The organism is Gilliamella sp. B2785 (assembly GCF_026537005.1).
GTDB classification, from domain to species: domain Bacteria; phylum Pseudomonadota; class Gammaproteobacteria; order Enterobacterales; family Orbaceae; genus Gilliamella; species Gilliamella apicola_E.
The window spans coordinates 84,674-107,054 of sequence record NZ_JAFNNC010000001.1; the positions used below are offsets into that span (position 1 = coordinate 84,674).

Sequence of the window (22,381 nt, forward strand, 5' to 3'; positions counted from 1 at the left end):
ATAGTTATTAAATACCTGAAGTTTTCAATCAACTTTTTAAATTTTAGTTGCTTATCATACAGGATTAAACAGTTATAGAAAACAACCATATAATTACGTTATAATATCACGATAACTTTGTCGCAATTATCTATTATTCCAACATGCCTAATAATATTTCTAGCATCATTCCTAAAAAATCAGGTGAAGTTAAACAAGTTGGTCAACTTGTCGGTTCTTCATTATCTCAATTTTGTGCGCAAGTCATTGACGCACATGATGGTTTAGTGGTGATTGTTACAGATGATATGCAACAAACAACTCGTCTCCATGAAGAGCTAAAACAATTTTCACACTATCCGTCGATCTTCTTCCCCGATTGGGAAACGCTTCCTTATGATAGCTTCTCACCGCACCAAGATATCGTGTCAGAACGATTATCTTGCCTATATAATCTAGGGCATTTGACCAAAGGTGCATTAATCTTACCAATTAATACGCTTATGCAAAAAGTTTGCCCGCAGAACTATTTAGGTGGGCATGTCTTTATGATGAAAAAAGGCTTAGCCATAAGTCGGGAAAATCTACGCTTGCAACTTGAAAATGCGGGTTATCGTTCAGTTAGTCAAGTCATGGAACATGGTGAATATGCTACTCGCGGAGCATTATTTGATATCTATCCGATGGGCAGTGAAAGCCCTTACCGCATTGATTTCTTTGATGATGAAATAGACAGCATTCGGACCTTTGATGTCGAAACGCAACGGACTCTCGATGAAATTACCGAAATTCAACTACTACCTGCTCATGAGTTTCCTTTTGATAAAACATCAATAGAATTGTTTAGAACCCAATGGCGAGAGAGATTTGAAGTAAGGTTAGACCCAGAAAGTATCTACCAACAAGTTAGTAAAAATATTTTACCAACTGGTATTGAGTATTGGCAGGCATTATTCTTTAATGAACCACTCACGCCACTATTTAGCTATTTTTTATCTAATACACTGATCATTAACACTGCTAACATCGAACAGTTTGCTAATAAATATTGGCAAGATATTACTCAGCGTTATGAGAGCCGAAAAGTCGATCCTATGCGACCGCTTTTAGAACCAACAATTATTTGGTCAAAAACCGATGAAATCTTTGCTCATTTCAAACACTATCCACGAATTACGGTTTCACGCGCTCAAATCACTGAATCGAACAAAAGTATTAATTTACCATTTAGTTTACTGCCTGAAATTGCTATACAGATTCAGCAGAAAAATCCCTATTCACATTTTGAACAATTTACTCAAAATTTTAATGGCAAGATTATTTTTTCAGTCGAATCAGAAGGTCGAAAAGATGCATTGCTAGAAATATTAGGCCGTATAAGAATACATCCAACCACCATCACTCAACTTAGCCAACAATCGGATAACCGTTATTGTTTAATGATTGGTGCTAGCGAACAAGGTTTTATCGATCATCAACAAAATTTGGCCTTTATTACTGAAAACGAATTATTGGGTCGTCGAGTTATTCGTCGTAAGAAAGAGAACAAGCAGGCAATTAATACTGACAGTTTAATCCGTAGTTTAGCAGAATTAACACCAGGTAAGCCTGTTGTACATCTTGAGCATGGTGTTGGTCGCTACGCTGGTTTAACCACATTAGAAACAGGTGGTATTACTGCTGAATACCTTATTTTACTTTATGCCAATGATACCAAACTCTATGTACCCGTTTCATCGCTAAACTTAATTAGCCGTTATTCTGGTGGTGATGAAGAAAATGCTCCACTCAATAAATTAGGTACTGATGCATGGAGTAAAGCTAGACAAAAAGCTGCCGAAAAAGTACGAGATGTTGCAGCTGAATTGTTAGATATTTATGCTGAACGCGAAAGTAAGCCAGGCTTCGAATTCAAACAAGATCGTGAACAATACGAGCTGTTTTGCCAAGCTTTTCCTTACCAAGAAACGGAAGATCAGCAAAATGCCATTGGTGCTGTTATTGGTGACATGTGCTCACCTTATGCTATGGACCGATTAGTTTGTGGTGATGTTGGTTTTGGTAAAACCGAAGTGGCAATTCGTGCTGCATTTTTAGCGGTGATAAATCATAAACAAACCGCAGTCTTAGTCCCGACTACTTTACTTGCACAGCAACATTATGAAAGTTTTTGTGATAGATTTGCCAATTGGCCAATACGCATTGAAAGTTTGTCACGATTTAAAACCGCTAAACAGCAACAAGCTATAATTCAAGAACTCGCTGAAGGTAAAATCGATATTGTTATTGGTACCCATAAACTTTTACAAGAAGATGTAAAATGGAAAGATTTAGGGCTTTTAATTGTTGATGAAGAACATCGCTTTGGTGTTCGCCAAAAAGAGCGTATTAAAGCGATGCGAGCCAATATCGACATATTAACCTTAACGGCTACCCCTATTCCTCGAACGCTAAATATGGCAATGAGTGGTATGCGTGATCTCTCAATTATCGCTACACCACCTGCTCGCCGATTAGCGGTAAAAACCTTTGTTCGAGAATATGATAACTTAGTTATTCGTGAAGCTATCTTGCGTGAAATTTTGCGTGGTGGTCAAATTTATTACTTACACAATGACGTATCAGATATTGAAAATGTGGCTGAAAAGTTAGCTGAATTGGTACCTGAAGCACGAATTGCAGTTGGTCATGGGCAGATGCATGAACGCGATTTAGAGCGCGTAATGAATGACTTTCATCATCAACGATTCAACTTATTGGTGTGTACTACCATTGTCGAAACCGGAATCGACATCCCTAATGCCAACACCATTATTATTGAAAGAGCCGATAAATTTGGTTTAGCACAATTACATCAATTGCGTGGTCGAGTTGGACGCTCATATCACCAAGCTTACGCTTATTTATTAACACCACACCCTAAATTACTAAGTAAAGATGCTAAAAAACGTCTTGATGCTATCGCTACATTAGAGGACTTAGGTGCTGGTTTTGCTTTAGCTACACATGATCTTGAAATCCGTGGTGCAGGCGAATTATTAGGCAGTGATCAAAGTGGGCAGATTGAAACAATTGGTTTTAACCTTTATATCGAATTACTTGATGATGCCGTTAAATCTCTTAAGGAAGGCAAAGAACCGACTCTTGAATCATTACTCAATAATCAACAGACCGAAGTTGAGTTACGATTACCAACGTTGATTCCTGATGATTTCATCCCCGATGTCAATACTCGATTGTCACTATATAAGCGAATTGCAAGCATCGAAAGTTTAGATGAATTAACCGATATTCAAGTCGAAATGCGCGATCGCTTTGGTCAGCTACCTGATCCGGTACTTTTTTTATTAGAAACAACGAAAATCCGTTATCAAGCACAAAAATTAGGTATTACAAAAATTGAATTTGGTGAAAAAGGTGGTTTTATTGAGTTTGGATCTAACAACAAAATTTCAGTTGATTATTTAATTGAAACAATTCAAAAATCACCAAAAAATTATCGCTTGGAAGGAACAAATCGATTAAAATTACTCAAAGCTGATTTAGAGCGCATTGAACGCATTGATTATATTAAAAATTTATTAGCGGATTTTGCTGAACATCAAGAAAAATAGCTCGAAATATACAGGAACATAAGAATTGAAAAAAACAATATTAACCATTATTACTATTGCTATATTCACCATTATTACTATATTAGGCTATATTTGTATTGCATGGCATACAGGTATCGTAATAGAAAAAGAACTATACAATACGTTACCCGAAACCGTTGCAAAATTTAACAATGCGCAAAATATCTTTAAGTTAAACATTTCCCATTCTAATCATGAAAGACATCTGTTTTCAACCAAAACACACATCTATATGACGTTAACACCCAAAGATGGAAGTTCAGAGGATGTATTAACGTTAGCTGATAAAGATTTTACTATTCATCATGGACCATTCCCAATTGCAGCTTTAAAACAAGGTATATTTTCACCACAACAGGCTTGGATTGATTATGAAATCAGCCAAGAAGCTAAACCTGCGTTATGGGAAGCTATGGGAAATCAACCATTTATTACTGGCTACATTAGTTTGGATTATAGTAATAATCTGATCATGAAACTTTTTAGTCGAAAATTTAGTGAAAAAAGGGAGTTCGAAACTAATATTAATCTTGAATACGAATTAGGTAATGGTAGTTTTACATTTATTAGTAATAATGATTCCCCTATACCTTCGATAACGCTGGATTTAGATAGATTTCACACCAAAAAAGCTAATGTATATTTCACTTTAGATAAGCTTCACATTGAGTTTGCTGGCGAAAAACAATCAACAAATACTCATTATTTATTGAGTTTAGATTCTTTAAATACAAATCTAAGAGATGCTTTTTTCAATCCTGATTATGACTTTACTAAGTCCGATAATGACACTTTCTTAATAAACAATCTAAAAGTAGATAGCACTATTGATTCCAATAATCAAAATATAACCTTACAAGCTAACCTCGATAAGTTTACCTTAATTCCTGAGTCAGACGATAAACGACCTGCTATAAAATTAAATAAAATTTCAGTCAATCAGAAAGTTAATTTTGGTGATAGCCGTACTCTAAATGGCTTTTTTAGCGGTAGTATTGACTCGATCTTATATGGACAACAAGAGTTAGGCAAAGCAGAAATAAATATTGATTATCAAGGTTTAGATAAGGCGGAATTTGGTGCAGCGTTTATCGATGAAGATACTCAATATAATCAACCTATCAATAGTCGATTTGAGTTAAAAAAATTAAATTTACATAATGATAATGGTGACATCAATATCAAAGGCTTACTTGATGTTACTAATCTTAGTAAAATTTATACAATTAACGATCCGTTTGATAACATCAATAACTTTACATTACACGTGAACGCCCCGCTTAACGTACTAGCGCGTACATTTGCTCAATATCATTCGCCTAATAATAGTGGTATAACAGAGGATCAATTTAATAAATCTAAAAAAATAGTCCAAGACATATTGGCACATATGTCTAATGATTCGCCATTATTTACCTTTAGTAAAGACGGAGAGCAAGGTTTATTTATCGATATACATCAAGATAGCAATGATGTTAATATTAATGGAAAAATTTATAATAAAAGTAATGTGTTGGAACTATTTAAATAACTATGAATTAAACGCGATTAGGCTTAAACCCGAAGTAAGAAAACAGTAAAAATTATTAATTTTAAAAAGTAATTAACAAGTAATAGAAATCAAGAGAGTAAAAATGAAGAAAACAAAATTAGCAGTTGGTGTTATTGCAATATTAGGTTTGGGGTATGTTGGTACTGCATGGTATACCGGAAATGTAATAGAAGATGGTCTTGATAGCACATTAAAAAATTTAACCCAAGAAGTTAATAGCTTACAAGATAATTTTGAGGTACAAATCACGCATACAAATGACGAAAAAAGCCTCTTCTCAACTAAAACACACATAAAATTAGCTGTAACAAACATTGAAAACTCAAAAACAGTTGTATTATACGATGATGATGTGATTATTCATCATGGTCCTTTTCCAATTGAAGCGTTAAAAAATGGCGTATTCACACCACAACAAGCTTGGGTTGAATTTCAAAATAGTGAACAATTTAATCCTGATTTATGGAAAAAAGCGGGCAATCAGCCATTTATGAAAGGTCATATAAGCCTGTCTTACTCTGACTTCATAGACTATAACATATCAACTCAACCAATTGTACTTGATTTGAAAGATATCGGAGTTGAAGATGCTGATGGTAAACTTGATCTTGGTGAGATAAATTGGCGTGCTTCAGGAAACATTAATTTTGTTGCCCCATCAATTTCGATTGAAGCAAGTAAAATTAATTATCAACATGATGCAGATAATCAATTAAAAATAACCAATTTAAAAGTTGTTAACGATGCAGATTTTCAAAATAAATATACTTTAAATGCTAGCGTTGATGATTTCTATTTTAATTTTGAATCGGCCAGAGATACACCAGAAATTTCTCTGAAAAATTTAGCTTGGAATTATGTGTTAGAAGCAAAAGAGAGTGGCTTAAATGGTGATTTTGCATTCAAGATTGGTTCATTTAAATATGGTAAACAAGACATAGGTAATGGTTCGTTTGAATTTGATTTTGAAGGATTAGATAAATCTTTTTTAGAAATTTACCCAGAAGCAGCGCCGTTTTTAGCTAAAATAAAACATAGTTCACCTAATACCAAAATGAACTTCAAAAAAGTCAATTGGCACAATGCAGCCGGTGATTTTAACTTCAGTGCATTTTTTGATGTTTCAGATTTCACTATAATGTCAAGTTTAAGATTGGCTCAAAATATCGATCAACTTAACCAATTTAAAGTAAATCTTGATGCACCATACAAAGTTATAGCACGTATTAAGACTCAATTTGATAATCCAGAAAATGAAAATATTTCTGAACAACAATTTGAGTCTGATGCTAAACAAATGCAATTCATCGTTGAAAGATCTTTTAATAGATCTCCATATCCAGCAATTTTATTTAAAAAAGGAGATGTGGAAGGTATATTCACTGAAATTGAATACACTAAACAAAGTGGTCAATTCAACCTTAATGGCAAAAAAATGAGTTTTCAAGAGCTTCAAAACCATTTTTAAAAGTTAAACTTTTTATCACTAATTTATCCCGCCACCTTTTGGCGGGATAGCTTCTAAAAAATAATTTATTTGCAAATCCGATACATATTATTTGATTAGTTATATCAAATCGCAAAATAAAGCTTTTGATTAAACAATGATAGATGTAAATTTATAGAATTTATTAAATTTTGAAATAACATACTTAATATAGTTAAATAAGTCTTTAAAAAATATCATTAGAAAATAAGAATATTATAAGTGAATATTAATGAAAAAAAGCATCTTAATTATAATGTCAGCACTAGGACTTGGCTATATTGGAATTTCATGGCATACAGGCAATATTATTGAAAGAGAATTTGATAATAACCTTCAATCCTTAACCGAAAAAGTTAATAGCTATCAACAATTATTTTATATTACGATTAATAAAAGCCATTATCAAAAGAATATTTTTTCGACAAAGGTTCACTTAACTTTTACCTTATCCCCTAAAAATCAATCTCAAAAAAGTACCCTAAAAGTATTTGATGATGATTTAACTATTTATCATGGTCCCTTCCCCACTGCAGCTTTGGCAAATGGTGTTTTTACTCCAAAATTTGCTTGGATTGAATATGAAATGGGTAAAATAAACTCTCCAGAACTTTGGAAAATTGCGGGTAATAAACCTTTTATAACAGGTCATGCAAGCATCGGATATGGGCAATATCTAATTGTTAAATTAGCGACAAAGGCAATCAAATTGAATCATTCGAAATTAGAATTTTATATTTCAGATGTTATTTACAATTTAGAAAGTGGAGAAGACAGAAATCAACTCATATCGACATTAAAATTTGATAATTTAACACTTTATAAAAATAAACAGGATGCTATTTCATTTGAGCAGTTTATCTTAACGGCAAAACCAAACCAAGATCAGATAGAATATAAAATGAACCTTGGTAACTTACACATAAACGTTGGCACGATTAATCGATTTCTATTTGATATAAGCAATATTGAAAATAAAGGCCATTATGCTTTCAATATCGATGAACAAGAAATATTTACCATTCCTAATATCGATTCAATAACAAATATTGATAAAATCAAATTCACTTCGACTTATGTTCCACCAATTGCAATTAATAATTTAAACATAAAGCAAAGTAGTAAACTTAATGATAATCTCACAGTAGATGGTTATTTTATAACAAATATTAATTCAATTACTTATGGCAATCAAAATCTAGGATCAGGAAAATTAGATATTAATTATGAAGGCATAGATGGTGAAGATTTGGGATATCCAATCGATCCAATAGCCAAACAAAAATGGCTTTTTGATAATTTTCTCACCCCTTCTAATCGAAAAATTTCATTAAATAATTTAAGTTGGCACAATGATGAAGGCGATATAGCAATCCGTGCTTTAATTGAAATAACCGATGATATCTATAAGTACCGTAATATAGATAAAATAAAAGCCCTCAAATGGAATATTGATATACCAATTAAAGTATTAGGACGTATTAAAGCACAAACCAACAATCCTATAGACAATAACGTTCAGTTGGAAGAGATACAAAGTAGTAGTCGAGAACTTTTTATAATTTGTCATCAATTTTTAAAGGATAATCCATTATTTACATTTGATAAAAACAATGAAAAAGGAATCTATTCCAACATTGATTACAATTTAGAACGAGATAAAGATGAAGTTGATGTTAATGATAAAAAATTAAATAAACAAGATTTCTTTAATCAGCTGATTAGAACAATGCGTTTATTAATAGTTAAATGATGACAAAAATATCGCTTATATTAATCGTATCTATTACAATTAAGAGCAATCATCCAAATAAATGTCATGATATAAATCATTGAAAATTTAAATCATAATTCAACTTACTTAGAATTATGGATTCTTTTACTTTAACTAAAAATAAATTTTATGAATAAACATTCTTCTGTTAGTAATGAAAATCAATTTAAACGCACCATGAAAACTCGGCATTTAATTATGCTATCTTTAGGTGGTGTAATTGGGACCGGTCTATTTTTTAATACCGGTTATATTATTGCCACTGCTGGCGCAATTGGTGCAATCATTGCCTATTTAATTGGCGCATTAGTCGTTTATCTTGTCATGTTATGTTTAGGTGAACTTGCTGTGGCTATGCCTGAAACGGGTGCCTTTCATACCTATGCATCACGATTTATCAGCCCTGCTACAGGCTATACAGTAGCCTGGCTTTATTGGTTAACTTGGACTGTCGCATTAGGCTCAAGCTTTACCGCTGCCGGATTGTGTATGCAATACTGGTTCCCGCAAGTCCCTGTATGGCAGTGGTGTTTAGTTTTTTGCTTAGTCATTTTTATGTTAAATATAATTACTGCACAATTTTTTGCCGAAAGTGAGTTTTGGTTTTCGATAATAAAAGTCATCACTATCGTAGTATTTATCATTGCCGGAAGCGCAGCTATTTTTGGCATAATTCCGATGAAAAATGATATGCCAGCTCCATTTTTACATAATATTACCGAGTATGGCTGGTTCCCTAATGGTATTACGCCAATAATTATGACCATGGTATCAGTTAATTTTGCTTTTTCTGGAACCGAACTTATTGGTATAGCTGCTGGTGAAACCCATCAGCCTGAAAAATCGATTCCATTAGCGATTAAAACCACTATTTTCAGATTAATCATCTTTTTCGTCGGTACAATCTTTGTATTAGCAGCGCTACTACCAATGGAGCAAGCTGGTGTAATCAAAAGTCCATTTGTTGAAGTGTTCGAAAGTATTGGTATCCCCTATTCGGCTGATATTATGAATTTTGTTATTTTAACCGCTATTCTATCAGCCGCTAATTCTGGTCTATATGCTTCTGGTCGGATGTTATGGTCATTATCCAATCAAGGCACATTACCTAAATACTTTAGTAAACTAAATAAAAAAGGTATTCCAACCACAGCTATTGCCGTTAGTATGATTGGCGGTTTATTAGCGCTGTTTTCAAGTGTCATCGCCCCAGATACGGTGTTTGTCGGTCTAACCGCGATTTCTGGATTTGCTGTGGTGGCGGTTTGGTTAAGTATTTGTGCTTCTCATTACTTTTTTAGAAAACAACTTTCATCTTCTGACATTGAAGGTCTCAAATATAAAGCACCTTTATACCCATTAGTACCAATTTTAGGCTTTATTCTATGCTTAGTTGCTTGTGTTGGTTTGGCATTCGATCCAGAACAGCGCATCGCGCTTTATTGTGGTATTCCATTTGTGGTGTTTTGCTATATCGCCTATCATGTTACCCGAGCTTATCAACAACGAGTGAACCGATAATGTCTAATCCAATATCATTCAACCAAAATATCATAATTGACGGTGCTTTAGCTAGTGAGTTACAGCGCCGTGGCTGTGATCTTAATGATAGTTTGTGGTCAGCCAAAGTATTAATAGAACAACCCGATCTGATTAGGCAAGTTCATTATGACTACTTTAAAGCTGGTGCAGATTGTGCAACCACTGCCAGCTATCAGGCATCACCTTTAGGGTTCGCTAAAAAAGGGATATCTTTAGATGAATCTATAAAGCTTATCAAAAAAAGTGTCGAGCTGGCTCAACAAGCAAAAGAGCAATATTTAACTCAGATTGGTAAAAATAAACCACTATTTATAGCTGGTTCAGTTGGTCCTTATGGTGCTTATTTAGCTGATGGTTCAGAATACACAGGCAACTACCAATTAAGTGAAGAAGAATTTATCGAGTTTCATCAGATCCGAATACAAGCACTCATCGATGCAAAAGCCGATATCCTAGCTTGCGAAACCTTACCCAATTTTGCTGAAATTAAAGCGCTTGTTAAAGTACTGAAACAGTATCCAACAATGACAGCATGGTTCTCATTTACCTTAAAAGATGCTAATCACCTTAGCGATGGTACCCCGCTAAAAGAAGTGATCGATTATCTAAATAACGTTGATCAAGTGGTTAGTGTTGGTATTAATTGCATTGCCTTAGAAGAAGTAACTGCCGCATTAACCGTATTACAAACCTTAACTAGAAAACCTTTGATTGTTTATCCAAACTCAGGTGAACAGTATGATCCAACCACCAAACAATGGCATAAAAATCACCAACACAACTGTACTTTCAAAAACCAATTACCAACTTGGTTAAAATTAGGTGCTAAATTGATTGGCGGATGCTGCCAAACTACACCTAAAGATATTGCAGAAATTGCTGACTATTTAAAAAACATTAAATAGTGATTCAATCTGTAAGGGATAAAATCGCTGTTAATTGAATAGATAAATTAATGGCGGTTTAACTTTTTAAGAGCTATTTGCATTCTCATCCCCTCAAAAACCCCGCTCCTCAACTTTTTTTGAATCAAAAAACCCGTTCCTCAAAATTTTATAAAGATATTAAATACGATAATGTTAACTATCCCATATAGTGTAGATGCAATGGACTTGCCTCCAAAAGCATCCATCACTAATTTAGGTTTGAGACTTGGAGTTTTTTAGACTCAATGCTATTCAATATTGGCATGTCGATTTTTCATTGATTCTGGCGTTTGATTCAAATCTTCCATTAGGCTATAAATGATGCTGTCATAAGTCAGCAGAGATAGTTGTTCAAAGGTACTGCCCATAGGTTGATTTAATTGAACAACATTGATTGGAATTGCAACAATGTTATCAGCTAGTTTTGCTAAACTTGAGTTGTTGTTGGTGGTAAATAGGATTATTTTAACACCGATTGCTTTTGCTTGATTAGCATAAGCGATGAGGCTTTTAGTTTCCCCAGAATTAGATCCTAAAATCAATAAATCGCCAACATTTGCTTTAGGTTTGCTGATTTCAGTTATTAAACTCACATTTAAACCTAAATGCATTAATCGATTAGCAAATGCACTAATCATTAATCCTGATCGGCCGGTTCCAGCTAAAAAGATATGTTTTGCGGAAATAATAGCGTTTTTAAATTCCTGAAGTTGATCTTCATTTAAATTGCCTTCCTGCGCCGATATTTCTGTCAATATATTGCTAAGTACATTTTTGATAGTCACTGTTTTATTCCTATTTTATTGCCATTTTTAATTTTTCAATATTGCTTTCTATGGCATTATTTTTAAAGATGAATCCACCCGATACAATGCTATTTGCTCCAGCGGCAATGCATGGTGATATAGTTTGGTCGGTAATATTGCCATCAACTTGGATGTCGTAATGATAATTACCTTTTTGCTTTTCACGGGTTAATTGTTCAATTTTTTGTAAGGTAAAAGGTAAAAAGCTTTCATTTTTTTGACCAGGATTGACTGTCATAACTAGTACCAAATCAATAAAAGGTAAGAGTAGCTTAAGGTTTTCAATGGGTGTGCTTGGATTGATAGCTATTCCAGCTTTGATATTGTTACTTTTTATTTTGTTGATAATGAATGAGTGATGGGTCGTTGCTTCGTAATGAAAGGTGATAATATCAGCTTTAGCATCAATAAAATCTGCTATGGCTAACTCAGGCTTCTCGACCATAAGATGACAATCTAAAATGAAATCAGTATGTGTTTTTAAATTTTTGACAAAGCTTGCATTAAAACCAAGATTTGGTACATAGTGATTATCCATCACGTCAATATGTAATTGACGAATACCCAATGATTTCAATTTTTCCAAGTTTTCTTTAATCTGATAAAGATCAGAATTAAATAGTGATGGAGACAGTATCATAATTATTCCCTCTTATTAACAGCCCATCAACATAAAATTGACATGACGTTTTCGTTCACGAAGCGCATCCCAGTCAACAAAATAGATTTTTCCTAATTGCCCTAATAGTGGCAAACCATCTTTAATGATCAACACCAATGAGAAATGACCAAAAAGTGATGATTTGATATGAGCATCAGTATTTAGCATAACCCATTTTTCTGCTGGATAATTGGGATCACTAAGTCCTAAACCAAATTCAACATGCTTTGGACCTGGGCTGTTGTACTGATTTTCACTGGTCATGCGTGGTACAATTTTTTCTAAGGTATTGTTGATATCGACATGAAGAAACTCATCCCCAAAAAAATTAGTGTCATGCATACATTCTTCAAAAAATAGTGAGCAAGTTGTATGTGTGGTAGCTATGGTTAACTGACCATTTTCGATATTGGATTGCTTAACAAATTGATTTAATTCTTCAGTAATATCATGGTAAGAGTGTCTGCCAGCAACAGTATTGATTTCAATGGCATGATGAATAATTTTCATATTGCTTTATTCCTTATTGCAGCCTCATTAACTTTGTTATTTCAGTTAACGAAAGTCAATGAGGCGGTCGTTATAAATACTTTATGATGCTTTTCAATTAAATAGCTAAACGTTTTTTTAACTCTGCAAAAAACTCATTCAATCCTACACCAGTAAGTAATGGTAAACCGTTGATGACTTTAGCCTTAATTGAATCTGGTACGATGGTGGTACTCACCACAACGTCATAAGAGTCGATTTTATTAAGTTCATCAGCAATTTTAGATTGATAAATTTTCACTTGATCTGTTAATTTTTCATCACTAAGCCATTTAGTGACTTTGCTTACTGCAATAGTTGAAGTTGCATGACCTGCACCACACATTATGAGTAAATTTTTCATATGACTATTTCCTTTTAATACATTTCAATTTTTTTGATTTTGTTGATATAGATAAGCAAGCAAAGGATTACGAGAGCTAAACCAATTAGGCCAAGGTATCCGATATGGGTTAATAACAGTACAAATAGTGTTACAGGCCATAATCCACATAAAATTACAGTAACAATACCAGCTGTACCTACATCATAATTAGCTAGATGGAATACATCAGTGATGACTGGTGCAAGCCAAGTTGCCATATATAGGCAGATAACTAGGTAAATGGTGCCACCAAGGATTGAACGAATAATATTACCTTTAAAGAACGGTACCATTAAGCAGATGCCAAATGCATAGAAGGCTAAATCACCAAAAGGTAGTACTTTGTTACCCGGTAAGATCAAAGCAAGTAGTAATGATACTGGCACCATGATTAACGCAGTTGCCATTACCGCAGGATGACCAACAGTTAACGCGGCATCCATTCCGATGTTTACTTGTTTTCCATTAAGTTTTTTGCTAGTAAATTCACGCGCAGCGTCAGCAACAGGAAGTAAGCCTTCCATAAACATTGCAACCATTTTTGGCATAATTTTCATGATTGCAGCAGTTGAAATACCTAGCTGACCAATTTTTGGAACATCATAATTGGCTAAAATCCCTACAACAATACCGATGATTAATCCGATAACAACAGTATCACCAAAGATACCAAAACGTTTGGTTAGCGTTTCTGAATCGGCATTTAATTTATTTAAACCTGGAATTCGGTCAAAGATCCAATTTAATGGGATTGCGACAATTGCACCCGATAATGCCATGAGGTGAGTAATAGCAATGCCAGGATAACCAAAAAATGAGCTTATTGGTTTCTGTAATAGATCGGCTAAAAACCATTGCAACATTACTGCAGTTATACAGCCAATGATACCAACCCAATATTCACCTGTGACTGAATATGCCACTAAACCTAGGAAAATCGCAAACCAGAAATTCCAGATATCGACATTTAAAGTTCGAGTCCAACCGAGTGAGATAAATAAGAAATTGATAATTAATGATGCTGGAATTAGCAATAACCCCAATGTCGTTGAGAATGCCAATGGCCCACCTACTCCACAACCAATATCCATAATACTTAATGATGTTCCATACTGTTCACCCATTTTTTGGATGGCAACACCTAAAGTGTCAGATAGTAAACCGATAACTAATCCAAGACCAACGATACCGATACCGACGGTAATACCCGACATTATCGCTTTGGAAAAACTGACTCTAAAAAATAAGGCTATGATAAAAATGATGATTGGTAAAAAAACCACTCCACCAAGATCTATTAACCATTGAAAAATATTAATGACACTATCCATTTGTAACTCCTTGATAAAATTAATCAACCCTATTTAACGCCTGCGGTATTTAAAATAGAGGTAAATTCGTTAATTGATTGACACTTTTCTAATAATTTTATTTGCTCATCATTTTGAAATAAGCCAATAAGGTTTTGTAAATTTTCAATTTGCTCATGTGGCTGCTTCATTGCTAGCATAAAAATGAATTTGACTGGGATTTGTTCTTTATCATCAGTCATACCAGAAAAAATGATTGGATTTTTTAGGGATGCAAAGCAAATTTGTGACTGATTAACTTTTGAAGAATCAGTGTGTGGTATGGCAAAACCGACGGAATTAATTAATAATCCTGTTGGATATTGTTTTTCTCTTTGCAAAATTCCATCTAAATAGTCTTGTTTAACAATTCCATGTGAAAATAACATTTGTGCCATTGTTGTTAAGATCTCTTCTTTAGTTTTTGCCTCAATATTGAATAGGCATAAATGCTGATCAAAGTACATTCTTGATTCCTCTTTGATTGTCCAAAAATAGTTTAAGTTGTTTAAAGTTTGTGAGATTTTTTAAGGATGAAATTGCCTGTTTATTCGAGACTATTTCATAAATTTCAGTGAAAACGTCATTAATACTATTAATATTGTTCTCCGAAAGACTAACCATGATAATGATGCTGACATCAATCATGCCCCATTTGATCGGTTGTTTTAAGGTCATGATTGATATGCTTGATTTGATAACAAACATTGGTGAACCATGTGGTAAAGCAATTCCATTTTCAATCGAGGTATCACCGATTTCTTCACGATATAACACTGAATCACGATAGTTTTTAGTTACAAATCCTTTCTCTTCAAGCTTACTTATCAGTAAGTTAAGGCATTCATTTTTGTGTTGAATATCAACGTTTAATTCAATTAAATCGGCTTTAACGAATTTAGCTGTTGTTGGATAGTAATTGTCTGAAAAATCGGGTTGTTTATTAAGAACATAGTTGGCGTAAGCTTGGATAATATTTTGGTAATCTTGATTGTTTAATAATGACGATATTTTGACAATTGGTTTATTAATGTTGTTGATATCAAGTGTTGTGATGATTAAATCGACATTACTAAGTTTGGTCGAATTTAATTTTGAAACAGAATAGACTTCGATATTATCTTTCGACGGTAAAAGTTTTCGTACTTTATTCAAAATTAAATTTGATGAAGAGCATCCATATTGGCAAATAATGACAATATTATTTGCATCCGCGGCTTTATCTAAAGCTATTTGAAAATGAATCAATAAAAATGATATTTCATGATCATTTAAATGGATGTCAAATTTACGTTCTAAGTCTGAAAGTGCATACCATAACACACTAAATAATTTAGAATATTCTTGTTTTATCTCGTCTAGTATTGGATTTATAATACGGATTTTCTTTTGTAAACGAGTAATCATCGATGGAAAATGTGACAATAAAGAGTGAAACAATTTACTATCACCCGTTAAATCTACATTCTCAATGTCACCAATTTTTTTTATTATCCTAAAGATGATTTGTTCATAAAAACTGTCATCAACAATGATATTTTCATCAATGATTCGATGAGCAAAAAACAGTTTGCTTAAATATTTAATATCATTGGTTGGAAACGCCACATGAAAAGTTGACTCAAGTGTTTTTGCCAATTCCGAGGCAATTAAGTAGGATTGCATATATCGAATATGATTAAATAAAAAATCATTTTCTTCAGGAATTGAATATCCCAAACACAATCTCTTAAGTTGAATGGTAATTGATATCAGTAGCGAAGATAGATAATGCTCAGTAGATTGTGCAACGACCGATTCAAAACGTTCAAACAGTAATCGATTTATCTGTTCAAACGAATCATCCCCAATAAAGGATTTCATCAATTGATTTAGATAATAGTCATCTTGTTTGTGAATATATAAGGAGAGAAAATGTTTAATCGCTCGTTGTATTTGATTTTCATTACCGTCAACATGAATTCCTTTGTGGGTGACGGTTAATACGATATTTTCTTGTTCAAGCGCACGATTAATAAATTCGATATCTTTGTGTAATGATGTTTTACTGACTAAATAGTCAAAAGATAATTGCTCAAGTGATACGTTTTCACTATTCAATAAACATCGTTTAACAATATCTAAGCGACGGTATTCAGGACTTAATCGCCGTGATTTTTTATTAAAATAACTGTGACTATTTTTTTGTTCTAAATAATTAATTATTGTTTCAATATCCGTTTTTTGACCTAATAAAATTAATCCTTTACGAGGTGACTTTTCGATTCGAATATCCATATTCGGTATCGTTTTTAAACGTTCGTTTAGTTTTTCAATATCGCAATATACGGTTTTAGTTGAAATTAATAATTTTGAACTAAAAAAAGCAGCCGGTTTAAATTCTGACTGGCTAAAAAGTAGTTTAAGTAATTTGATCTGTCTTTCCATTACTCAACTCCTTTTTCTATATGTAATACCTTCATGATGATTTAAAGTATAGTTAGATAAATAAATAAGACGATTACATTTTTTTCCAGATTAATCTGGAATCAAATGTGATAATAACCAATGTTGAAAAGTCTGATTGCGTGAATAGCAATCTTAAAGTGGGGTATTTTTCTTAATCTAGATGATTATAAAGGTCTTAATAATGAGGTAATACATTTAGTCATTTGACATGAAATTACTATTTTATATTTCTTTTTAATGAATAAATTAAGAATGATGATTATTTGGATGATTCATTTCAGATAGTCAAGCATATCTTTAATATTTTCATCCTATTAAATAGCTGAGTTTATTTTTTTTAAAAGGGATAAATGTTTGTAATAACTTATATTATAAGTTAATTCAATAATAATGGTTTGATGCTTTTAATAGTTTGCTTTTACCTCAATAAAAAGTCTATTTTTTGCAATAAACCATTATTAAATAATCTTTTGTGATCAATCATTTATTTTGCTAATACGCGTTCAACCGTATCGACAATAGCTTGAGTTTGTGAATCAATTTCGATATTAACACTATCCCCTACTTTTTTGGTATCCAGAGTAGTAATCGATAAGGTTTCTGGGATCAGGTGAATGTTAAAATGGTTATCTTTAACCTCACCAACGGTTAAACTTGCGCCGTCTATACCAATAAAGCCTTTATATAGCACATATTTCATAAATTTTTCTGGCATAGCTAAGGTCATTTGACAGTTGGTAGCTGTTTTTTGGATATCGATAATGGTTGCAGTACAAGAGACATGTCCAGACATTACATGCCCACCTATTTCATCACCATATTTAGCACTTCGTTCAATATTAACAAAGTCGTTTTGCTTCTTATTGCCGAGAGTGGTTAAAGCAAGGGTTTCTTGCATAATGTCAAAGGTTACGCAGTCATTTTCAATTCCGGTTACAGTTAAGCAACAGCCATCATTTGCTATTGATGCCCCGATTTCAATATTATTTGTTAAGTTGTGTGGAAGTTTGACTTTATAGGTTCTTAATTTGTCCTGATCCGTGATACAAATAATCTGACCAACACCTTGTACGATTCCTGTAAACATTATCATAACCTTTATATTTAATCATTTAGCTAAATATTTTAGCGCAAACCAATAAAAAATAATAACGATTGAAATCGAATATTTAATATATTTAATAAATGAATGATTTTATCTTCAAAAAGATATCCAATTGGATGCTCTACTGATATGATCAGGTTTAATTTATGATTTAAAGGTTGCCCATTTATGTTGAAACTTATTTTAGCTATTTCAATCGGTTCAGTTTTCGGAGGATTGCTTCGCTGGTTCTTATCGTTAAAATTAAATGTCATTGCTTTTGCTATTCCTTTAGGTACATTATTTTCTAATTTGATCGCTGGTTATATTATTGGTTTTGCAATTGCTTTTTTTAATCATGCAAATCTTTCTACTGAGTGGCGATTGCTGATAATTACAGGTTTTTGTGGTGGGTTATCTACTTTTTCAACATTTTCAGCTGAAATTGTTAATTTTCTTCAAGAAGGTCGTATTGGTTGGGGATTAGCGACCATTGCTGTTCATGTTACTGGCTCAGTTTTAATGACATTTTTAGGCTTTTTTACCTATCAATTTTTTCGTTCATGAAGGTATATTAACCCAAAACAATATAAAAAATGATCACAAATAGTATTTACAACCTCAAATTACTGTATTAATATACACTGTATATGCAAACAGTATCGAGGTTTTTATGCTTATTGAACATTCTTCACCACAACTTATGGCTATCAATTTTGAAACACCCTTTCAACAGGTGTTACAACAACAGCGACCTTTATTACGTTCATTTAATAAAGAGAAAAAATGGCAATTATGGCTATCAGATCGTCCGATGCTGAAACGTTCATGGGTGAATACTGCTGGACTAGATAAAGAAAAAGTTGTTCATTTAGCTAATTTGAATAATGAAAATTTAGTATCTACTATTGAGAAAGCATTACAAAGTAAAACCTGTAGTTATGTAGTTGCATGTGTTAATGATCTTAATGAGCAAGATAAACTGCGTTTACAACAAGCTGTTTTAACCAGCAATACCTGTTTGTTTTTAGTTCACGATGAACAAAACCAACAACCAATTCAATACCATTAAAAAAATATCTGTTTCTAAAATTTATAGTTATAAAAGAAAGACACTGTCTAATATGGCAGTGTTTTGAATGATTTTTCGTTTTTAAAAACTTAGAAAGGAAATAGGAAAAAAACACGTTAAGTGTTAGCATCATTTTTCGCTTGATTAATGATAGCGTTAGCTATCCATTGAGAAAGCGATATAATATATGAATCATCTAAATTCCAAACATCTTTTAAAACCGTTATTTGCGAACCACAGATGATTGATATGGTATAAATGACTTTATTATATTGCTCTTCACTAAGCTGTGATTGTAACGGTTGTAATAATTTCGAAATTACCTCTTTACGATTTTCCCGTACTCGTTTTGTTGTATTAGGTGCTGATTTAGAACGCTCATTAGCCCATTGTTGCAAAGATAATCGCATCGTCGCTCTTATAGCACCTTCATGTTTTATCATTTCAGTATAAGCAAACGATATGAATTCATTAACTCTTTGGCTTATATTTTGTTCGTCTGTATGCCATTGTAAAATAGGATCAAGTGAACGATTAACCACTGCCGATATCAGATCATTTTGTGTTGGAAAATAGCGATAAGCAGTCGATCTTGAGATTCCTGATTTATCAGCTAACTCAGTAATCGTAGGTTCAATTCCATTTTCTAATGAGTCCAAAGCAATCTCTAATAGTCGCTCATAATTCTTTTTTTTAAGACTTGTAAAGTTGTTCAAAGAACTAGTTTCAAATTTGTTCATAACAGTGTTTTTTGACTTATATTAATTTTACTCCATTTCTTTCATTTTAAATAATAAATTATTAATTGTGAAATATTTTAAAAAAATGAGACTAAAGTCTCATTTTTGATATATAATGTTACCCAATAAAATTTGAATGTTTAGAAACATAATTTAGGCAAACAAATTTAAATACCAATTCTATTCGACACCAACAATAAGTAAGTAATACCGGTGCGACATTAGTCGCACCGCTATTTTATCGCAATTAATAGTACTAATTCATATTGATAAGAAGAACTTTAATATTTTAATGTTCCTTTACTATTGATTGTTAACTGTGAGACAATCTCACATGCAGTATCCTATGTTTCAAATAAGTAATAGATATATAAGATTTTTATTATTTTGTTAACTTAATATAGGAAACACACAATGAAAGAATATCAAACTGATGTAGCTGCTTTCGTATTACGAATTGCTTTAGGTATGATGTTTTTAGCTCATGGTTTTACAAAGTTACTTGTTCTAACACCAGAAGGTACCGCAGAGTATTTTCACACTCTTGGTTTTCCTGGGTTCTTTTCTTATATTGTAATCGTTTTTGAAATTGGTGGCGGTGCATTGTTGCTATTAGGTATTCTAACTCGCGCTGTTGCATTAATTGCCTTTTTTCAACTAGCAATAATAACTATTGTGCATTGGGCTAATGGTTGGTCATTTACTAATCCAGGTGGTGGTTGGGAATATCCAGCATTTATGTCTTTAACTGCTTTTAGTCTTTCATTGCTTGGAACCGGCAGATTTAGTGTTCTATCTGGTAAAAAATATCCACAAATTATCGAGTCATAATATGTTAAATTTCTAGGAAAGGTAAAAATGATTACCTTTCCTCTAATTTTGATTTATCGCTTAAATAAATAGTTCAATCTAGTTTTAATAATGGCTTAGTTTTCCTATCGATATTGTTTATTACTCTTCCCTATCTTAACATTCAGATAATTATATTTTATTTAAACCAGTTATGTTTATATGATCTATTTTATTAAACATATTACGCTACAATTTTTTGATTGTTTATTTATTAATAATAAGAAAACTATAATCTGTATATTCTGGGTAAATTTATCTAAGCATTGAAAGCTTTATCTGAAATCAATCCTTAAAATATAAACTAACATCAATCGGCAAGTAATTTGAAACTATTTAACTAAAGTCTCAATCCACCATATCTTGCTTGTCACTTAGACTCTCAATAAAATCTTCAACTACTAAAGCGGCTTTTTGAGCACCTTCTAAATATTTATCAATGAACTCTTGGTTGTAAATGGGTTCCTCTCCATAATTAGCTTTATTATCATGACTAATAAATTCATAGTGAAGTGATACTTTGAAATCCCCTTTATATTCATAAATATAATGACATCCTAAATCCTTATCAATTGAACATTTAATTACTAATGGTTCAGATTGAATAGGTAACCAATTTGGTTGGGGAACAATTAGAATATTATTATTTTTAAATCTATACAGAACTATATTATTGTCAAATTGATTACTCTCTATAAATTTATTATAACAATAATCGCAGTTTTCTTTACTTTTTGCATACTCTAAGTTTTCTTGAAATATTTTAAATGAACTGTCATCAGAGCTATTCTTATTAGTTCTAAAAAAATCAATATCTAAATTGTTAAATTGTAAATTTTCATTTTTTATATTATTGCAATAAGCAGTTAATGCTTTGGATGTTGGATGAAGGCAAATATCACTCGAGTCAATTCTAATATCACTAATTTTATCAATTTTATGAGCTACATCATTAGAAAACTTCTCGCAAAATTTTCTTTCTGAAACATTAGCACTATTATATCCTTCAATAACCCAAAATGGTGAATATTTAGAATTCGGATAAATACGTAAGATTGCATCTTTGGACAGTTCAACTAAACGTCCATTTTTTTTACACTCGCTACTTGGTCTATTTTCTAAATACTTAGTCACGCCAGGTACTATGATTAAATAAGTCGGCCAAAAGAAAGTACAAAATAATGGTAATAATATATAACTCAATAGAGAAGCCAATTTATGTCTTGAACCAAAATATTTTTTCGTTTCTGATTGGCAAAAACGAATGATAAGCGGAAAAACAATAGCTGAAAGAAAAAATACAAAAAACTCTAAATTAGCATTGATTGAAATATAAATAGCTAAAGCCAAAATTATAGTTGCAAGAATTGCTCTAATAATTCGATTCATTCTTGCAAAGATAACTATGAACGACAAAACATAAAAGAAATAAAAAATTGGCAACAAGAATAATAATATAATAACCTCTCTTGCTACATGATGCCCTCCAACGGATTGAAACATGTAATACACCTCTAACAGAATAATTAATATCAAATTATTTTGATATCAGCTAGTATTATCAC

Annotated in this window: 19 protein-coding genes; 9 read left to right on the top strand and 10 right to left on the bottom strand. The window is 32.3% G+C overall.

Annotation, left to right across the window (positions count from 1 at the left end):
* Window positions 1-143: 143 nt before the first annotated feature.
* The 6 genes from mfd to mmuM all read left to right on the top strand — a co-directional run bounded on the left by mfd (window position 144) and on the right by mmuM (window position 10,873).
* A complete protein-coding gene (mfd, locus tag J3U24_RS00435) occupies window positions 144-3,593 on the top strand; it encodes a transcription-repair coupling factor (protein WP_267336868.1) in 3,450 nt (1,149 codons plus the stop codon).
* Window positions 3,594-3,618: 25 nt separating this feature from the next.
* Window positions 3,619-5,145, top strand: a complete 1,527-nt coding sequence (locus J3U24_RS00440; RefSeq protein ID WP_267336869.1) for a DUF945 family protein — start codon at window positions 3,619-3,621, stop codon at window positions 5,143-5,145.
* Between the two features lie 103 nt (window positions 5,146-5,248).
* Entirely contained in the window at window positions 5,249-6,634 is a 1,386-nt protein-coding gene (locus J3U24_RS00445; RefSeq protein WP_267330315.1) for a DUF945 family protein, read from the top strand.
* Window positions 6,635-6,884: 250 nt separating this feature from the next.
* Window positions 6,885-8,405, top strand: a complete 1,521-nt coding sequence (locus tag J3U24_RS00450) for a DUF945 family protein (protein WP_267336870.1) — start codon at window positions 6,885-6,887, stop codon at window positions 8,403-8,405.
* Window positions 8,406-8,555: 150 nt separating this feature from the next.
* Window positions 8,556-9,947, top strand: a complete 1,392-nt coding sequence (gene mmuP / locus J3U24_RS00455) for an S-methylmethionine permease (RefSeq protein ID WP_065734860.1) — start codon at window positions 8,556-8,558, stop codon at window positions 9,945-9,947.
* Window positions 9,947-10,873, top strand: a complete 927-nt coding sequence (gene mmuM, locus J3U24_RS00460) for a homocysteine S-methyltransferase (RefSeq protein ID WP_267336871.1) — start codon at window positions 9,947-9,949, stop codon at window positions 10,871-10,873. The genes mmuP and mmuM overlap by 1 nt, the downstream gene beginning before the upstream one ends.
* Window positions 10,874-11,142: 269 nt before the next feature.
* Here the strand turns inward: mmuM and hxlB are convergent, their stop codons facing one another.
* From hxlB to J3U24_RS00500, 8 genes are all read right to left on the bottom strand, one after another.
* Window positions 11,143-11,679 carry a 6-phospho-3-hexuloisomerase gene (gene hxlB / locus J3U24_RS00465; protein WP_267336873.1) on the bottom strand — a complete coding sequence of 179 codons (537 nt, stop codon included), beginning with the start codon at window positions 11,677-11,679 and terminating at the stop codon, window positions 11,143-11,145.
* A 10-nt stretch (window positions 11,680-11,689) separates the two neighbouring features.
* Window positions 11,690-12,340 (bottom strand): ribulose-phosphate 3-epimerase, encoded by a 651-nt coding sequence (gene rpe, locus J3U24_RS00470; protein ID WP_267336875.1) that lies wholly within the window; start codon window positions 12,338-12,340, stop codon window positions 11,690-11,692.
* A gap of 15 nt (window positions 12,341-12,355) precedes the next feature.
* Window positions 12,356-12,871 (bottom strand): YjbQ family protein, encoded by a 516-nt coding sequence (locus J3U24_RS00475; protein WP_065734864.1) that lies wholly within the window; start codon window positions 12,869-12,871, stop codon window positions 12,356-12,358.
* 97 nt (window positions 12,872-12,968) lie between these two features.
* Complete coding sequence (locus J3U24_RS00480) at window positions 12,969-13,253, bottom strand: PTS sugar transporter subunit IIB (RefSeq protein WP_065563458.1); 285 nt, start codon at window positions 13,251-13,253, stop codon at window positions 12,969-12,971.
* A 14-nt stretch (window positions 13,254-13,267) separates the two neighbouring features.
* Complete coding sequence (locus tag J3U24_RS00485) at window positions 13,268-14,605, bottom strand: PTS galactitol transporter subunit IIC (protein WP_065563459.1); 1,338 nt, start codon at window positions 14,603-14,605, stop codon at window positions 13,268-13,270.
* 29 nt (window positions 14,606-14,634) lie between these two features.
* Window positions 14,635-15,090 (bottom strand): PTS sugar transporter subunit IIA, encoded by a 456-nt coding sequence (locus tag J3U24_RS00490; protein ID WP_065563460.1) that lies wholly within the window; start codon window positions 15,088-15,090, stop codon window positions 14,635-14,637.
* Entirely contained in the window at window positions 15,080-17,050 is a 1,971-nt protein-coding gene (locus J3U24_RS00495; RefSeq protein ID WP_267336876.1) for a BglG family transcription antiterminator, read from the bottom strand. The genes J3U24_RS00490 and J3U24_RS00495 overlap by 11 nt, the downstream gene beginning before the upstream one ends.
* Window positions 17,051-17,555: 505 nt before the next feature.
* Window positions 17,556-18,158: a riboflavin synthase gene (locus tag J3U24_RS00500; protein ID WP_065734866.1), complete on the bottom strand. Its 603-nt coding sequence runs from the start codon at window positions 18,156-18,158 to the stop codon at window positions 17,556-17,558.
* A 186-nt stretch (window positions 18,159-18,344) separates the two neighbouring features.
* Here J3U24_RS00500 and crcB point away from each other — a divergent pair, with 186 nt between their 5' ends.
* Window positions 18,345-18,722 (top strand): fluoride efflux transporter CrcB, encoded by a 378-nt coding sequence (gene crcB / locus J3U24_RS00505; RefSeq protein ID WP_065734867.1) that lies wholly within the window; start codon window positions 18,345-18,347, stop codon window positions 18,720-18,722.
* A gap of 106 nt (window positions 18,723-18,828) precedes the next feature.
* On the top strand, window positions 18,829-19,227 hold the full coding sequence (locus J3U24_RS00510) for a cell division inhibitor SulA (protein WP_065734868.1): 399 nt from the start codon (window positions 18,829-18,831) through the stop codon (window positions 19,225-19,227).
* A 116-nt stretch (window positions 19,228-19,343) separates the two neighbouring features.
* Here the strand turns inward: J3U24_RS00510 and J3U24_RS00515 are convergent, their stop codons facing one another.
* On the bottom strand, window positions 19,344-19,967 hold the full coding sequence (locus J3U24_RS00515; RefSeq protein ID WP_065563465.1) for a TetR/AcrR family transcriptional regulator: 624 nt from the start codon (window positions 19,965-19,967) through the stop codon (window positions 19,344-19,346).
* 414 nt (window positions 19,968-20,381) lie between these two features.
* On the opposite strand from J3U24_RS00515, the gene J3U24_RS00520 reads away from it, so the two are divergent.
* On the top strand, window positions 20,382-20,798 hold the full coding sequence (locus tag J3U24_RS00520; protein WP_065734870.1) for a DoxX family protein: 417 nt from the start codon (window positions 20,382-20,384) through the stop codon (window positions 20,796-20,798).
* 366 nt (window positions 20,799-21,164) lie between these two features.
* On the opposite strand, the gene J3U24_RS00525 is transcribed toward J3U24_RS00520, so the two are convergent.
* Complete coding sequence (locus J3U24_RS00525) at window positions 21,165-22,319, bottom strand: hypothetical protein (protein ID WP_267336877.1); 1,155 nt, start codon at window positions 22,317-22,319, stop codon at window positions 21,165-21,167.
* Between the last annotated feature and the right edge of the window lie 62 nt (window positions 22,320-22,381).

Bases quoted from the DNA above. Each gene is read 5' to 3' on its own strand.
- mfd (WP_267336868.1), top strand. From the start codon at position 144: ATGCCTAATAATATTTCTAGCATCATTCCTAAAAAATCAGGTGAAGTT.
- J3U24_RS00445 (WP_267330315.1), top strand. From the start codon at position 5,249: ATGAAGAAAACAAAATTAGCAGTTGGTGTTATTGCAATATTAGGTTTG.
- J3U24_RS00450 (WP_267336870.1), top strand. From the start codon at position 6,885: ATGAAAAAAAGCATCTTAATTATAATGTCAGCACTAGGACTTGGCTAT.
- mmuP (WP_065734860.1), top strand. From the start codon at position 8,556: ATGAATAAACATTCTTCTGTTAGTAATGAAAATCAATTTAAACGCACC.
- mmuM (WP_267336871.1), top strand. From the start codon at position 9,947: ATGTCTAATCCAATATCATTCAACCAAAATATCATAATTGACGGTGCT.
- rpe (WP_267336875.1), bottom strand. From the start codon at position 12,340: ATGATACTGTCTCCATCACTATTTAATTCTGATCTTTATCAGATTAAA.
- J3U24_RS00475 (WP_065734864.1), bottom strand. From the start codon at position 12,871: ATGAAAATTATTCATCATGCCATTGAAATCAATACTGTTGCTGGCAGA.
- J3U24_RS00480 (WP_065563458.1), bottom strand. From the start codon at position 13,253: ATGAAAAATTTACTCATAATGTGTGGTGCAGGTCATGCAACTTCAACT.
- J3U24_RS00485 (WP_065563459.1), bottom strand. From the start codon at position 14,605: ATGGATAGTGTCATTAATATTTTTCAATGGTTAATAGATCTTGGTGGA.
- J3U24_RS00490 (WP_065563460.1), bottom strand. From the start codon at position 15,090: ATGTACTTTGATCAGCATTTATGCCTATTCAATATTGAGGCAAAAACT.
- J3U24_RS00495 (WP_267336876.1), bottom strand. From the start codon at position 17,050: ATGGAAAGACAGATCAAATTACTTAAACTACTTTTTAGCCAGTCAGAA.
- J3U24_RS00500 (WP_065734866.1), bottom strand. From the start codon at position 18,158: ATGTTTACAGGAATCGTACAAGGTGTTGGTCAGATTATTTGTATCACG.
- crcB (WP_065734867.1), top strand. From the start codon at position 18,345: ATGTTGAAACTTATTTTAGCTATTTCAATCGGTTCAGTTTTCGGAGGA.
- J3U24_RS00510 (WP_065734868.1), top strand. From the start codon at position 18,829: ATGCTTATTGAACATTCTTCACCACAACTTATGGCTATCAATTTTGAA.
- J3U24_RS00515 (WP_065563465.1), bottom strand. From the start codon at position 19,967: ATGAACAAATTTGAAACTAGTTCTTTGAACAACTTTACAAGTCTTAAA.
- J3U24_RS00520 (WP_065734870.1), top strand. From the start codon at position 20,382: ATGAAAGAATATCAAACTGATGTAGCTGCTTTCGTATTACGAATTGCT.
- J3U24_RS00525 (WP_267336877.1), bottom strand. From the start codon at position 22,319: ATGTTTCAATCCGTTGGAGGGCATCATGTAGCAAGAGAGGTTATTATA.